The organism is Ruegeria sp. AL7 (assembly GCF_056536105.1).
In genome coordinates this window covers 1,007,969-1,022,124 of record NZ_JBQFJF010000001.1, presented here as the reverse complement: position 1 = coordinate 1,022,124, position 14,156 = coordinate 1,007,969, and the positions used below count along the sequence as shown (strand labels likewise).

The window sequence follows — 14,156 nt, the reverse complement described above, 5'->3', positions numbered from 1 at the left end:
GCAGGTGAGCGTCGGGCCCGTTGATATATTCGTACTTCACTATGTGGTCACTTTGCGTGCTTTGACTCAGGTCAATGAAAGCGGATCGTCACACTGAATCGTAGACCGGTGCGCCTTTTACACGCAATGAACCGCCGAACTTTCTGAGCCTTAAGGAATGCGGTCAAGCAAGGAGTCTCGGGTGACCAAATGGGTCAAAAGCTCCAAAGACTGGCCCGCAGAGTTCGTTTCGATCATTCGTATCAACTCCTGCGCAGCCTTTTGACCCATTTCACGGTGGGGCACGTGAACCGTTGTCAGGGCAGGGCTGACAATGCGCGCGATTTCGATGTCGTCAAAGCCTGTAATCGACACGTCTTCGGGCACTCGGAGCCCCATTTTCTGCGCCTGCCTCAATGCGCCGACTGCCAGAACATCGTTTCCGCACAAAACTGCGGTCGGCGGCATGTCAGTCGCCATGAGATCCCTGAATGCCGTCGCGCCATTTTCGAATTCATACGTGGTTTCGATCACCATTAGGTCATCCGGCTGCAGGCCGTGTTCAGCCATGGCGCTTTTTATCCCAGCGATCCTGAGCCGCGCCCGGTCATTACCCGAACTGATACCCGATATCGTCGCAAGACGCGTATGTCCCTGTCTGATGATCTGGTCTGCCAGCGCTTTCATGGCCTTGCGGTTGTCGAACCCAACTGACGGCACAGGTTTATCCGGCAGAAAGGACCAGGCAACCAGCGCGGGCACTTTCCGTCTGTCCAGATAATCGTAAATATCTGCGTCCCTGTCATGACCGATCAATAACAGCCCATCCGCACCCCGTGCGACCAGGGTTCGGATCTGATCCTTTTCCGCTTCGGGCTCATAGGCTGAACTGGAGACCAGCAGCGTGTAACCACGCTGATGTATCTCTTCCTGAAACGCCTGCAACCCCCTTGCGAATATCGCGTTTTCCATGGTGGGGATGATGGCGCCAATGGTAAATGACCGCTTGGCCGCCATCACGCGGGCCGCGAAATTTGGCGTGTACCCCAATTCCTCGACCGTCGACAGGACACGCTTGCGCGTTGCTTCAACAACTTGTTGCGGGTTGTTCAGACACCGGGACACTGTCGCGGTCGAAACACCCGCGGCCTTGGCAACGTCATCCAGTGTCGGAGCAGACCGATGTTTTGACATTCTCGAACTCTCAATTCCAGTTGGCTTAAGTTAATCGCATTTTTCAAATGATGAAAGCACCAATGTAAGCGCTTGCAATATTGATGTAAGCGCTTACAAAGGTGTTGAGCCGATTCTGAACGGGAGTCCCGGAAATGGTCCTTGCTGCATCTGTCGTCGTTTTCGCGATCTATTTCGCCAACGTTGCTTTGGGTGCTTTCGCAGGCCGCGCGTTTCTTGGTGACGTAGGAGAGATGTTGGTTCTGTTCGCGGCGTCGATTTTGTTCGTTGTCGCGATTCTGAAAAAGGAAGCTGACCGAAACGCAACAGACGGCAGCTGAACTTTTGCTTGGGAGGGCAATTCATGAACAACGACGAGATTGAACTGACGTCAACAGAACGTCGCAACTTTCTGAAGCTGAGCGCAAGTGGCGCGTTCACGGCCGCATTGGTTGCCGGGGCAGGGGGTGTTTTGTGGTCTTCCGAGGCTGCCGCGCAAACCGCAAAAGAAGAGAGTGAGCGCGAAAAGGCCGCAGACCACGTTATGACGGTGGCCACAGCCTATGTGCTGGGTGCGTCGCGCAGCTATCCGATCATGCAGCTGGATCTGAAGGAAAACATCCAGAATGCTACCAACGGCAAGGTCTATGTCAAATTGGCCCCCGGTGGTCAGCTTGGCGCGGGCGGTGCGCTGGTGCAGAAAGTACAGGGTGGAACCATTCAGGCCGCGCAGCACTCGCTGTCGAATTTTGCGCCTTTTGCGTCCACGGTCGACCTGATCAACATGCCGTATCTGTGCGGGTCGAACCAGCGCTTCACCAACCTTGTCCATTCGGACACGTGGAAAAGCGAAGTCCACCCCAAGGTCGAGGCGGCAGGCTTCAAGGCGTTGTTCTACGTGAATATCGATCCGCGTGTTGTCGCAGTCCGGCAGGGTGGCAATGCGGTCATAACACCGGGGGACATGGGCGGGATCAAGTTCCGCGTTCCCGGTTCGAAGATGCTGCAACAATACTATCGCATGGTTGGTGCCAACCCGACGCCTGTGGCATGGGGTGAAACACCTTCGGCGATCAAGCAGGGTGTTGCCGACGCGCTCGACCCGTCAGTTGGAGCACTGTATGTCTTTGGTTTCAAGGACATCCTCAGCCATGTGACCTTCACGCAGGCCGTTCCGGACAGTCAGGTTTATTCCTGTAATCTGGAGTGGTTCAACTCGATGCCTGCTGACGTGCAGGAAGGCATCATGTGGGGTGCCGAGATGACTGGTCATCAGAACCTGTCCAAGGTTCCGTCGGCCCGCGCCTATGCCATGGCCGAGTTGAACAAAGCTGGTGTTGAATTCCATTCGCTCAGCGATGATCAGCTGGCGGAATGGCAGGATGCCGGTGGGTATCAGCGTTCGGAATGGGATCCGTTCAAGACGGAACTGGCCGGTTCGATGGACAACTTTGAGAAGCTGGTCGAAGCGGCTGGTACGCAGGGCAAATACTACGTCCACGACGCCTAAGGTGAAACCCGTGGGCGCCTGTCGGCGTCCACGATTCTTGTACCGCGCGGCCGACAGTGGCCCGTCAAGGCAGGTACGGACCGGGCTGTCCCATCGCCGGAGGATCAGATGACCGTTCTTCAGAACATTGACCGAAACGCCGAACGCTGGTTGCTGCTGGTGTTCTACGTGATGCTGGTGATCACCATGGCCATCGAGGTGCTGCGGCGCGAGATATTCGCCTATTCCTCGATCTGGGGCGAGGAAATCGTGCGGTATTCCTTTATCTATCTGGCTTGGATCGGTGCTGCTGCCGCGGTGAAAGAGCGCGCTCATATCCGGATCGATGTGATCATGCACTATGTCGGGCCGCGCCCCAAGGCACTGCTTTATATCTTCGGCGATCTGGTGATGTTCCTGGTGGCGATCATCGCACTCTACTGGTCGTATGAAGCCGTGCACGTTTCAGCCAAGTTTGGTTCCGTTACGGACGGATTGCGGATTTCCAAGGTTTGGTTCCTGATGGCCGTGCCGACCGGGTTTGCCCTGATGATCTGGCGGCTGATCCAATCCCTGTTGCGCGATCTGAAATGTCTTCGCGACGGCACGCCCGTCTTCGAAGGCGACAAACTGTTTGACTGAGGAGAGACCGGATGCTTTGGAACTCCCTCAATCAAACCGTTGAACTGGGCTGGGATTTTTATCTGCCGGTGATCCTGTTTGTTGCCCTGATCGCTTTGGCCGTACCGGTTTGGGCGGCCATTGGAATGGCTGCGATCGTAATGCTGATCATGTCCGGTGACCTTCCACTCAGCCTTGTCGGAGAGAGCCTGTTTACCGGCATCGACGCTTTTGCCCTGACTGCCGTGCCCCTGTTTATCCTGACCGGGGATGTTCTGGTTCGGACGGGGTTGTCACGCAAGTTTCTGGATGTTGCCGAGGCTTTGACATGCTTCGCCAAGGGCGGCTTCGGATCGGCCACGGTGCTGGTCTGCGGAATGTTTGCCGCGATTTCGGGATCGGACGCCGCCGGGGCTGCTGCGGTTGGCAGGATGACCATCAACCGGTTGGTGGAAAGCGGGTATCCGCGCCCCTACGCCTGTGCTCTGGTCGCGGCCGGTGCCTGCACCGGCATCCTGATACCGCCCTCGATTGCCTATATCATCATCGGCCTTGTGCTGGGTATTTCCGCATCGACTCTTTTTCTGGCCGCCCTGATCCCGGGTCTGGCTATCCTGGTGTCGATCCTGATCACCAATATCATCATGAACCGCCTTTATGCATACGAAGGCGGCGGCATGATGACCATGGGGGAGTGGTTGGCCAATCTGGGCAAGGCGCTCAGGTCTGGCTGGTATGCCTTTATCGTGCCTGGGATTATCTTTTATGGCATCTTTTCGGGCCGACTTACGCCGACTGAGGCTGGTGCCACGGCTGTTGTCGTCACCATCATCATGGGCTTCATCCTGCGTACGCTGACATTGGCGGATTTTCCGTCGATGCTGGTCAGCTCTGCAAAGGTGAACGGGGTGATCCTGCCGATCATCGCGTTTTCCGCTCCGCTGGCCGAGGCGCTGGCGATCATGGGTGTTCCTCAGGGGTTTGTCACTTCGGTGACCTCGCTGACAGACGACCCATATCTGCTGATCCTGTTGATGATCGGCATCCTGATCGCAGCGGGCTGCGTCATGGAGACGACGCCGAATATCGTCATCCTGGCACCTATCCTGAAACCACTAGCGGACAATATCGGCATGAATGAGATCCAGTTCTGCATCATGATGATCACCGCGCTGGGAGTGGGTTTTATCACCCCGCCGCTGGGGCTGAACCTGTTCGTCGTATCTGGCATTACCGGTGAATCCATTCTGAAGATTGCCGCCCGAGCCGTGCCTTTCGTATTGACCATGCTGATCGTGGTGATCCTGATCGCCTACGTGCCAGCCGTGTCGACAACATTGCTCCCTGAAATCTACCAATAGGACCTGCTGAACATGCCTCGTGAATATCTGAAAAAGGCAACTTTAACGGCTCAATCACACGCCTCAGAGGTGCATGATACGGTGAAGACAATTCTGACCGATATCGAGGCGGGCGGTGATGCAAAGGCAAGAGAATACGCCGCCAAGTTCGACAAGTACGAAGGGAATGTCTTGCTGACCCCGGCTGAGATTGAGGCCGCCTGTGCAAAAGTTTCCGAAAAGCTGAAGGCCGACATCCGTTTCGCCCACGACAATGTGCGGCGCTTTGCCGAGACGCAGAAAGCGACCGTATCTGACGTTCAGACCGAGATCGTTCCGGGCTTCGTTGCTGGGCAGAAGGCAATTCCAGTGGATGCTGCAGGGTGTTACGTGCCAGGGGGGCGATACAGCCACATCGCCAGTGCGATTATGACAGTGACCACCGCGAAAGTTGCGGGATGTCGCCACATCACGGCCTGCTCGCCCCCGCGTCCCGGCGAAGGGGTCGCGCCTGCCATCGTTTATGCGGCGCATATCTGCGGGGCCGACAGCATTCTGGCCATGGGGGGCGTGCAGGGTGTTGCCGCCATGACCTACGGCCTGTTTGGTCTACCGCGCGCCAACATCCTTGTGGGCCCCGGCAATCAGTTCGTGGCCGAAGCCAAGCGCATCCTTTACGGCAAGGTTGGTATCGACATGATCGCAGGTCCGACCGACAGTTTGATCCTTGCCGATCAGTCCGCCGATGCGCATGTCGTCGCCACCGATTTGGTCAGTCAGGCCGAGCACGGATACAACTCGCCGGTCTGGCTGGTCACCGATGATCGCGACCTTGCGCAAAAGGTGATGGAACTGGTGCCTGCGCTGATCGCAGATCTGCCGGAACTGAACCGCGAAAACGCCTCGGCCGCATGGCGCGATTATGCTGAGGTTATCGTCTGTTCCAACCGCGAAGAGATGGCCGCCTGTTCCGACGAATACGCACCTGAGCATCTAACGGTTCAGGCTGAGGATCTGGATTGGTGGCTGGAACGGCTGACCTGTTACGGATCGCTGTTTCTGGGCGAGGAAACAACCGTGTCATACGGAGATAAAGCGACCGGTACGAACCATGTTCTGCCAACCTCGGGCGCGGCCAGCTATACTGGCGGGCTGAGTGTCCATAAATACATGAAGATTGTGACGTGGCAGAGGGCCACGCGCGAAGGGTCGAAGCCCATTGCCGAAGCGACCGCGCGGATATCGCGGTTGGAAGGAATGGAAGGTCACGCCCGTGCCGCAGATGTGCGTCTTGCAAAGTATTTCCCGGACGAGCAATTCGACTTGACCGCCGATGGATGACCCGCGCTCATTGTTTGACCTGACTGGCCGGGTGGCGTGTATCACCGGTGCCAGCTCGGGACTTGGGCGGCAAGTGGCACGGACTCTTGCCGCAGCAGGTGCGCGTGTTGTCGGTATAGCCCGGCGCAGCGAGGCATTGGCGCAGATGCAGGCCGAGATTGGCACGCGCGCTGCAACGGTTGTTGCAGACGTTGCAGATCGAGATGGGGTAAATGCGTTGACACAGGCCGTCGCTTCCAAGTTTGGCCCTCCGGACATACTGGTCCATGCGGCTGGGGTGAACACGCGTGAGGCTGCGGATGATGTTACTCCTGAGGGGTGGGATGCCACGCTTGCCCTGAACCTCAGCGCACCGTTCTTCCTCAGCCAGGCGATGGTTCCGGCGATGAAGGAAAAGGGGTGGGGGCGAATTGTCAATTTCGCCTCGCTGCAAACAACGCGCGCTTTTCCAGGTGGTATCGCCTATGGCGCGTCCAAGGCGGGGATCGGGCAGTTGACACGCGCCATGGCCGAGGCGTGGTCGCCCTTTGGCATAAACGCCAACGCCATCGGACCGGGGTTCTTTCCCACCGAACTGACGCAGGCTGTGTTCGACGACCCCAAGCGCGCGGAACGGAACGCCGCGCAAACCTGTATCGGACGCAATGGGCGGATGCAGGATATCGACGGGCCGATCCTGTTCTTATGCTCTCGGGCATCTGACTATGTCACGGGACAGGTTCTGATGGTTGACGGAGGGTTTACTGCCAAATGAAGGCTCTGGTTTACAAAGGTGTTGAACACATGGTTTTTGACGATGTGCCGAATGCCGAACCGGGCGCATCGGAACACCTGATCCGGGTCGAGGCGGTTGGCATCTGCGGATCGGACATGCACGCCTATCTGGGCCATGATGCACGTCGCCCAGCGCCCCTGATCCTCGGGCACGAGGCAGCCGGTGTCATAGCTGATGGTATCCGCGCCGGTGACCGGGTGACGATCAACCCGCTGGTAACCTGTGGCCAATGCGCGGCATGTCGGGCGGGTCGCGAGAATCTGTGCCCGGACCGCCAGATCATCTCGATGCCACCGCGCGAAGGGGCGTTCGCGCAATATGTCTCGATGCCAGGCAGAAATCTTGTCGACGTGCCCGATGATGTCCCTTTCGCCAAGGCTGCGCTGGCCGAACCTCTGGCGGTAAGCTGGCACGCAGTCAGACTGGGGATCGAGGCTCTGCATTCTGCGATGGACCGCCGCGCCTTGGTGATTGGCGGAGGGGCTATTGGCCTTGCGGCGGCCTTGGCCCTGCGGGCGCAGGGTATTGAAGACGTTACAATCGCGGAACCAAACGCGTTGCGCCGGACTTATCTGGCGGAAATCGAAAGTTTTGCACTTGTGGATGCGCCCAATGGGTCTTTCCCGTTGGTCATTGATGCTGTTGGATATGCCGCGACACGGTCGGTCGCTTCGGCTCTGGTCGCGCCGGGTGGCGTGATCGCGCATGTCGGATTGGGTGAAGATGCCGGAGGTCTGGACGTGCGTCGCATAACCTTGCAGGAGATCACCTTTATCGGAACCTACACCTACACCGCGCAGGATTTCCGCGACACGGCTCAGGCGATCTTTGACGGCCGTCTTGGCGCACTGAATTGGGTTGATGAGCGTGCACTGGCCGATGGCGCGCAGGCGTTTCGCGATATCCGCTCTGGCTCTGTAGCCGCACCAAAGATTATCCTGAGACCCTGGGGATAAACCTGACAGAACTGGAGGCCACCATGTATAAGAAAATTCTGGTCCCGATGGCTTTGGATCACGGCATATCACAACATACGCTGGAGGTCGCGCGTGGCTTGTCCGAAAACGGGGCCGAGATCATCGGATTGCATGTCTACGAAATGCCACAGGGATCAGTCAGCGCCTATCTCGACAAATCCGCAGTGGCCGAAGGGTTCGAGCGCGCGAGGCGGGCATTGTTGCAAAAAGTTGACGGGCTGGATGGTGTGAAAGCCGAAATTATCAAAGGACACACCGCCCGCACCATCATTGACTACGCTACCAGCAACAATGTGGACTGCATTGTTATAGGTTCGCACAAACCGGACCTGAGCGACTACTTTCTGGGATCGACAGCGTCACGCGTTGTTCGTCATGCCCCCTGCGCTGTACATGTGCACCGCAGAACCTGATTTCCTTAATCGCGCCAAGCGCCCCAACAGGACCAACAGCCCGACCATGAACATAGACAAGAAGATAACCGACGATCTGGTGGCCAACGATATCTCGTTCGTCACCACCGTCCCGTGCAAGCAACTGGCAGGTGTCATCGCTGAAATCGACCAGCGAGAGGACATCCATCACATCCCGTCCAACAAGGAAGACGAGGGGATGGGCCTGTGCGCCGGGGCATGGATGGGCGGCAAGCGTCCCGCGATCATCATGCAAAACACCGCAATCGGTGTGACGATCAACACACTGGCGACACTGATCCAGTTTTATCGCATGCCATTGCCGATGCTGATTTCCTATCGCGGAGAGCTGCGCGAACCGGTTGCCTGCCAGGTTGAAATGGCTGTGCACACCAAAGCGCTGCTGGCTCAGCTGAATATTCCGACTTATCACTTCCACCATCAGTCAGATGTTGAGGAGCTCGACACGATCCTCAAATACACCTTTATGTGCAACAAACCGGTCGCCATTCTGACCGATGCCAGTTTCTGGGGAGGCTATGGCGACCAATGATCCGCTCTGAAATTCTGAAAGAAATCGCTCCGATCCTGCGCGATCAGCTTGTTGTTTGCAACATCGGCATTCCAAGTCAGGAACTGCATGCCATCGACGACCAGCCCACCAATTTCTACATGCTGGGCACGATGGGACTGGCCTCATCCATCGGTCTGGGTCTGGCCTTGTCGCAGCCCAAACCGGTTATCGTGATCGATGGGGACGGGTCGGTTTTGACCAATCTGGGTACCTTGCCGACCATCGCCAACAACGTGGCGGACAACTATATCCTGTTGATCGTCGATAATGGGTCGTACGGGTCCACTGGGGATCAGCCGACATATGCCGGGCAGAAGACCTCTCTAGCGAAAATGGCGGAAGCCGCAGGATGCGAGCGCGTTATCGAATGCCAGGCCGAAGACACCGGCCGCGTGCTGCAAGAAGCGCTGGATTCGAAACAGATGACCATCATCGTGGCCAAGTGCGAAAGCGGAAATGCCAAGATGCCTGTTATCACTATGGATCCGGTGGTGATCCGCGACCGGTTCATGAAGGCCGTACAGGCCTGATGTTATCCAGCGCTATCCACAGTTCCGAGGACGCCCGCCGCCTCGCGCGGCGGCGTCTGCCGTGGATGGTATTTGACTATATCGACGGTTCCGCCGGGTCCGAGGTTGGCGCAGCCCGAAACAGGGCTGCACTGGATGCGCTGACCCTTCGCCCTAGAATTCTGAAAGATGTCAGCGAAAGGTCGCTTACTTGTTCCGTCTTTGGGAGGTCGACCCAACGCCCGTTTGGCATCGCACCGATGGGGATGTGCAACCTGTCGGCCCCCGGTGCAGATCTGATGCTGGCACGCCTTGCGGCGCGGTACGAGGTGCCGCTTGGGGTCTCAACCGTCGCATCGACGCCAATGGAAGACCTGATTGTCGAGGCAGAGGGACATGCCTGGTTTCAGCTGTATTTCAGCGGCGATGGCAGTGGCACCTTCAAGTTGGTCGAGCGCGCAAAGGCTGCGGGGTACGAAACGCTGGTGCTGACGGTGGACGTGCCCGAAGTGGGACGTCGACCGCGTGAATTGCGCCATGGGTTTAGGATGCCATTCAAAATGGGCCCGAAACAGGTGCTTGATTTTGCGCTTCACCCCCGGTGGTCGCTATCAACGCTACTGCGGGGCAAGCCCGAAATGGCGAATTTCCTGATGGACGGATATGATTTTGATCGCCGGGAAAGCCGGGCCAAGGCGACTTGGGAGACACTGGCCCGTCTGCGCGACCAGTGGGCCGGGAAACTGGTGGTCAAGGGCGTTCTGGATGCAGAGGACGCGCTGAACCTCAAGTCGGCAGGTGTCGATGCCATTCAGGTCTCAAGCCACGGTGGCCGCCAGTTGGACAGTGCGCCCGCGCCGATTGCCGTATTGCCTGAAATTCGGAACGCCGTCGGTCCGGAATATCCGCTGTTTTACGACAGCGGTTTGCGCTCGGGCGAGGATGTTTTGAAAGCCTTGGCAAACGGCGCAGATTTTGCCTTCTTCGGCCGCATCCTGCAATTTGCAATCGCGGCAGAAGGGGAAGAAGGGCTTGAGCAACTGTGGTCTGTGCTGAGTGATGAAATGAGTATTGCCATGGCGCAGATGGGCGTTTCGTCGCTGGGCGAGGTGCGTCTCGAAACCTGAAACCAGTTTGGGGAACGACCCGAGGCGTACCTGCGAGTCGTTCCTATGCTGGTTTAACCGCGGCGTCTGCGACGGCGCCCACCGCCTGTTTCGCTCTCTCCACCTGTGTTGAAGCTTGGATTGGGCAGCGTGACAACCTGCGCCAGTTCCGGAAACGGATCGGTTTTGTGCGGGATCGCGTTGGCGGCCACGAAATGATCCTGGAACTTCGGCTCAATGGCGGTTTCGATCTTGGTGATCTCGCGCACGACGCGTTCGATTTCAGCGCGTGATCCGATATTGCACAGCGCAATCCGTGCACCTGTACCAGCGGCGTTACCCGCGCTGGTGACCTTGTCAAGCGGTGCATCAGGGATCATGCCCAGAACCATGGCGTGCTTGGTCGAGATATGAGCGCCAAAGGCACCGGCCAGAACCACACGATCCACCTTGTCAACTTCCATCTCGTCCATCAGAAGGCGCGCACCGGCATAAAGCGCGGATTTTGCCAGCTGGATGGCGCGGATGTCGCCCTGCGTGACAGTGATGCGGGGGCCGCCTTCGGCGCTGGCGTCGTGAATCAGGTAAGCATGTGTGCGGCCTTCAGGAATGCAGCGGGCCGTTCCAGTCTGCTCGGCCGATCCGATCAGGCCGCTTTCGTCCAGAAGTCCAGCCATACGCATCTCGGCCACAGCTTCGATAATGCCCGAGCCGCAGATGCCGGTGATACCAGTGGTGGCGACATCAAGGTCAAAGCCGTCTTCGTCCGACCATTTCTCGGACCCGATGATGCGAAAGCGGGGTTCCTTGGTAAGGGGATCTATTTCGATCCGCTCGATCGCACCGGGTGCAGCGCGCTGGCCAGAACTGATCTGAGCGCCTTCAAACGCAGGCCCGGTAGGTGAGGAACAGGCCAGAACGCGGCTGGTGTTGCCCAGCAGGATTTCGGCATTGGTGCCCACATCGACGATCAGAACCAAATCCTCGGATTTGCCGGGTTCTTCGGACAGGGCAACCGCCGCACAATCCGCGCCTACATGGCCCGCGATGCAAGGCAGGATGTAGACCTGCGCGCGGGGGTTCATGGTGGTCAGTTCCATCTCGCGTGCGGGCAGGGACATCGACTCGGACGTGGCCAGGGCAAAGGGCGCCTGACCCAGCTCGACGGGATCCAGACCCAGCAGCAGATGGTGCATGACCGGGTTGCAGACAAACACCGTTTCAACGATCAGCGCGGTGTCAATGCCAGCTTCTTCGGCGATTGAGGTGGTCAGATCATTGATCGCCTCGCGCACGGCTTTTGTCATTTCCCGATCCCCGCCGGGGTTCATCATGGAATATGAAACACGGCTCATCAGGTCTTCGCCAAAGCGGATTTGCGGGTTCATCAGACCCGATGACGCTTTGACTTCGCCGGTTTCCAGGTCGGTCAGATGAGCCGCAATCGTAGTTGAGCCGAGGTCGATGGCCAGCCCATACATCCCGCCTTCGTGCAGGCCGGGCCAGATTTCGACAATGCGTGCGACGCTGTCCTTGTGGCCTTTGTGAACTGCCACAGTGACCTCCCATTTGCCTTTGCGCAGAACCGGTTGCAGCTTGGACAAAAGTGACAGATCCGCTGTGACCGCGTCAATTTTCCACTGCTGGCGCAGTGCGCGCTCAAGGCGCTCCAGATCGCCGGTTGGCGAATGCATGTCGGGTTCTTCGACCACCACGAAATACAGACGCGTTGCTGAATCCATGGTGATGGCGCGTGCCGTGGCGGCCTTGCGAACGACCTGACGATGTACCTGGCTTTCTGGCGGTACGTCGATCACGACATCGCCCTGAACCGAAGCCTGACAGCCCAGTCGACGACCGGGTTTCAGACCGCGCTTGTCGTCGTATCGTTGCTCGACAGCGTTCCATTCGCTCAGCGCATCCTTGGCCACCGTGACGCCGTGCTTGGGAAACTCGCCATAGCTTGGGGTGATCTGACACTTTGAACAGATACCACGGCCCCCGCAAACCGAATCCAGATCCACTCCCAATTGGCGGGCTGCGGTCAGAATGGGCGTTCCGACAGGAAAATGCCCGCGTTTGCCGGACGGGGTAAAGACGACAAGTGGGTCGGTGGTCATGAGTGACATGCCTTTTTGTGTTCGCGCGTTTTCCCGGCAAGATATGGGTTTGAGCGCAAAGGGAAAGGGCTATCAGCGGCACGATTTGCGCGGCATGCGTCGTTTTCTTCGGCTGTATAGGCAACTGGAGCCACAGAGTTGCCCCCAAGGGCTTTTCCTTTGGTTCAATCCATGCAATAGGGTCACCGCCAAACGGGCTTTTGCATGGGGTATTCAGATGCAGATTCGTGAGGCACTCACCTTTGACGACGTTCTTCTGGTTCCGGCCGCATCTTCAGTGCTGCCGGCAACAGCGAACACCACCACGCGTGTCACGCGTGAGATTACCATGAACATCCCGCTGCTGAGCTCGGCCATGGACACTGTGACCGAGGCGCGCATGGCCATTGCCATGGCACAGGCGGGAGGTATCGGGGTCATCCACAAGAACCTTTCCGTAGAAGAGCAGTCTCGCGAGGTTCGCCGCGTCAAACGGTTCGAATCGGGTATCGTCTACAACCCCGTTACCTTGCGTGCGGATCAGACCCTGGCCGATGCGAAGGCTCTGGTCGAGCGCTATAATTTCACCGGTTTCCCGGTGGTTGACGCAGATGGTCGCGTGGTTGGTATCGTGACCAACCGGGATATGCGCTTTGCCAATTCAGACGACACGCCGATCAAGGCGATGATGACCTCGGAAAACCTGGCAATGCTGAAAGAACCCGCTGATCTGGAAGAGGCCAAAAGCCTGATGCGGGCCCGTCGTATCGAAAAACTGCTTGTCGTTGATGGCACGAGAAAACTGACAGGTCTGCTGACGCTGAAGGACACCGAACAGGCCGTTCTGAACCCAACTGCGTGCAAAGACCGGCTTGGCCGCCTGCGAGTGGCTGCCGCGACTTCGGTTGGAGACGCGGGATTTGAGCGGTCCGAGCAACTGGTGGCTTCGGGCGTGGATATCATTGTTGTCGATACGGCGCATGGTCACTCTCAGGGCGTGCTGGATGCGGTGAGACGGGTCAAAACCCTGTCGAACGAGGTTCAGATCATTGCCGGAAACGTAGCTACAGGCGAGGCGACCAAGGCGCTGATCGACGCAGGCGCTGACGCCATCAAGGTTGGTATTGGCCCCGGCTCGATCTGTACAACACGCATGGTGGCGGGCGTTGGTGTCCCTCAGCTGACCGCGATCAGTGATTGTGCCGCCGCGGCGGGGGATGTTCCGGTCATTGCGGATGGTGGCATCAAGTTTTCGGGCGATTTTGCCAAGGCAATTGCCGCCGGTGCGTCGTGCGCCATGGTGGGTTCGATGATCGCGGGCACAGACGAAAGCCCGGGTGAGGTCATTCTGTATCAGGGCCGGTCGTTCAAATCCTATCGCGGTATGGGCAGTCTTGGTGCGATGGCGCGCGGATCGGCGGATCGGTATTTCCAGAAGGACGCGGCAAATGACAAGCTGGTACCCGAAGGGATCGAAGGGCAGGTTCCTTACAAAGGATCAGCCAGTGCAGTGATCCACCAGCTTGTTGGTGGTTTGCGCGCTGCAATGGGATACACCGGCTGCGCGACCGTCGAAGAGATGCGCAGAAACTGCCAATTCGTGAAGATCACGGGCGCAGGTCTGAAAGAGAGCCACGTGCACGATGTTCAAATCACACGTGAAAGCCCGAACTACCGGGTGATGTAAGCCGTTGCGCATGACATACGGCACCCTAGCACGGGGTGCCGTAGTGATTTTGGATTGGCCTGTCACGGCCTTT

The 14,156-nt window shown here is 58.0% G+C and carries 14 protein-coding genes; 12 read left to right on the top strand and 2 right to left on the bottom strand.

The genetic code is table 11. From position 1 onward, the window contains the following. Positions 1–150: 150 nt before the first annotated feature. Positions 151–1,173 carry a LacI family DNA-binding transcriptional regulator gene (locus ACR3E2_RS05125; RefSeq protein ID WP_480480847.1) on the bottom strand — a complete coding sequence of 341 codons (1,023 nt, stop codon included), beginning with the start codon at positions 1,171–1,173 and terminating at the stop codon, positions 151–153. 134 nt (positions 1,174–1,307) lie between these two features. On the opposite strand from ACR3E2_RS05125, the gene ACR3E2_RS05120 reads away from it, so the two are divergent. The 11 genes from ACR3E2_RS05120 (at position 1,308) to ACR3E2_RS05070 (ending at position 10,318) form a co-directional block, all read left to right on the top strand. Then, a complete protein-coding gene (locus tag ACR3E2_RS05120) occupies positions 1,308–1,493 on the top strand; it encodes a hypothetical protein (protein ID WP_267366030.1) in 186 nt (61 codons plus the stop codon). Positions 1,494–1,516: 23 nt separating this feature from the next. After that, the gene (locus ACR3E2_RS05115) at positions 1,517–2,662 is read left to right on the top strand and encodes a TRAP transporter substrate-binding protein (protein ID WP_480480849.1); all 1,146 of its coding nucleotides are present in this window, start codon (positions 1,517–1,519) and stop codon (positions 2,660–2,662) included. Between the two features lie 108 nt (positions 2,663–2,770). Next, positions 2,771–3,283 (top strand): TRAP transporter small permease, encoded by a 513-nt coding sequence (locus ACR3E2_RS05110; protein ID WP_209503870.1) that lies wholly within the window; start codon positions 2,771–2,773, stop codon positions 3,281–3,283. Between the two features lie 11 nt (positions 3,284–3,294). After that, a complete protein-coding gene (locus tag ACR3E2_RS05105; protein ID WP_480472864.1) occupies positions 3,295–4,623 on the top strand; it encodes a TRAP transporter large permease in 1,329 nt (442 codons plus the stop codon). Positions 4,624–4,635: 12 nt separating this feature from the next. Then, on the top strand, positions 4,636–5,943 hold the full coding sequence (gene hisD, locus ACR3E2_RS05100) for a histidinol dehydrogenase (RefSeq protein WP_209503872.1): 1,308 nt from the start codon (positions 4,636–4,638) through the stop codon (positions 5,941–5,943). Further along, positions 5,936–6,697, top strand: coding sequence for an SDR family NAD(P)-dependent oxidoreductase (locus ACR3E2_RS05095; RefSeq protein ID WP_480480852.1), 762 nt, complete (start codon positions 5,936–5,938; stop codon positions 6,695–6,697). Before hisD ends, ACR3E2_RS05095 begins: the two co-directional genes overlap by 8 nt. Continuing rightward, on the top strand, positions 6,694–7,674 hold the full coding sequence (locus ACR3E2_RS05090; protein WP_480480854.1) for an alcohol dehydrogenase catalytic domain-containing protein: 981 nt from the start codon (positions 6,694–6,696) through the stop codon (positions 7,672–7,674). Before ACR3E2_RS05095 ends, ACR3E2_RS05090 begins: the two co-directional genes overlap by 4 nt. A 23-nt stretch (positions 7,675–7,697) precedes the next feature. Next, positions 7,698–8,108, top strand: coding sequence for a universal stress protein (locus ACR3E2_RS05085; RefSeq protein WP_480480856.1), 411 nt, complete (start codon positions 7,698–7,700; stop codon positions 8,106–8,108). A gap of 46 nt (positions 8,109–8,154) precedes the next feature. After that, complete coding sequence (gene comD / locus ACR3E2_RS05080) at positions 8,155–8,661, top strand: sulfopyruvate decarboxylase subunit alpha (protein ID WP_267365987.1); 507 nt, start codon at positions 8,155–8,157, stop codon at positions 8,659–8,661. Next, entirely contained in the window at positions 8,658–9,212 is a 555-nt protein-coding gene (gene comE, locus ACR3E2_RS05075) for a sulfopyruvate decarboxylase subunit beta (RefSeq protein WP_209503877.1), read from the top strand. The genes comD and comE overlap by 4 nt, the downstream gene beginning before the upstream one ends. After that, positions 9,212–10,318, top strand: coding sequence for an alpha-hydroxy acid oxidase (locus tag ACR3E2_RS05070; RefSeq protein ID WP_480480858.1), 1,107 nt, complete (start codon positions 9,212–9,214; stop codon positions 10,316–10,318). The genes comE and ACR3E2_RS05070 overlap by 1 nt, the downstream gene beginning before the upstream one ends. 53 nt (positions 10,319–10,371) lie before the next feature. On the opposite strand, the gene ACR3E2_RS05065 is transcribed toward ACR3E2_RS05070, so the two are convergent. Next, positions 10,372–12,417 carry an ASKHA domain-containing protein gene (locus ACR3E2_RS05065; RefSeq protein ID WP_480480860.1) on the bottom strand — a complete coding sequence of 682 codons (2,046 nt, stop codon included), beginning with the start codon at positions 12,415–12,417 and terminating at the stop codon, positions 10,372–10,374. Between the two features lie 217 nt (positions 12,418–12,634). Between ACR3E2_RS05065 and guaB the strand changes: the two genes are divergently transcribed. Beyond that, a complete protein-coding gene (gene guaB / locus ACR3E2_RS05060) occupies positions 12,635–14,083 on the top strand; it encodes an IMP dehydrogenase (RefSeq protein ID WP_209596318.1) in 1,449 nt (482 codons plus the stop codon). The last annotated feature ends 73 nt before the right edge of the window (positions 14,084–14,156 follow it).

What these genes read in the sequence shown, in the direction of transcription:
- comD (WP_267365987.1), top strand. Translation starts at nt 8,155, where the DNA reads ATGAACATAGACAAGAAGATAACCGACGATCTGGTGGCCAACGATATC.
- ACR3E2_RS05070 (WP_480480858.1), top strand. Translation starts at nt 9,212, where the DNA reads ATGTTATCCAGCGCTATCCACAGTTCCGAGGACGCCCGCCGCCTCGCG.
- ACR3E2_RS05120 (WP_267366030.1), top strand. Translation starts at nt 1,308, where the DNA reads ATGGTCCTTGCTGCATCTGTCGTCGTTTTCGCGATCTATTTCGCCAAC.
- ACR3E2_RS05095 (WP_480480852.1), top strand. Translation starts at nt 5,936, where the DNA reads ATGGATGACCCGCGCTCATTGTTTGACCTGACTGGCCGGGTGGCGTGT.
- ACR3E2_RS05090 (WP_480480854.1), top strand. Translation starts at nt 6,694, where the DNA reads ATGAAGGCTCTGGTTTACAAAGGTGTTGAACACATGGTTTTTGACGAT.
- hisD (WP_209503872.1), top strand. Translation starts at nt 4,636, where the DNA reads ATGCCTCGTGAATATCTGAAAAAGGCAACTTTAACGGCTCAATCACAC.
- ACR3E2_RS05110 (WP_209503870.1), top strand. Translation starts at nt 2,771, where the DNA reads ATGACCGTTCTTCAGAACATTGACCGAAACGCCGAACGCTGGTTGCTG.
- ACR3E2_RS05105 (WP_480472864.1), top strand. Translation starts at nt 3,295, where the DNA reads ATGCTTTGGAACTCCCTCAATCAAACCGTTGAACTGGGCTGGGATTTT.
- comE (WP_209503877.1), top strand. Translation starts at nt 8,658, where the DNA reads ATGATCCGCTCTGAAATTCTGAAAGAAATCGCTCCGATCCTGCGCGAT.
- ACR3E2_RS05115 (WP_480480849.1), top strand. Translation starts at nt 1,517, where the DNA reads ATGAACAACGACGAGATTGAACTGACGTCAACAGAACGTCGCAACTTT.
- guaB (WP_209596318.1), top strand. Translation starts at nt 12,635, where the DNA reads ATGCAGATTCGTGAGGCACTCACCTTTGACGACGTTCTTCTGGTTCCG.
- ACR3E2_RS05065 (WP_480480860.1), bottom strand. Translation starts at nt 12,417, where the DNA reads ATGACCACCGACCCACTTGTCGTCTTTACCCCGTCCGGCAAACGCGGG.
- ACR3E2_RS05125 (WP_480480847.1), bottom strand. Translation starts at nt 1,173, where the DNA reads ATGTCAAAACATCGGTCTGCTCCGACACTGGATGACGTTGCCAAGGCC.
- ACR3E2_RS05085 (WP_480480856.1), top strand. Translation starts at nt 7,698, where the DNA reads ATGTATAAGAAAATTCTGGTCCCGATGGCTTTGGATCACGGCATATCA.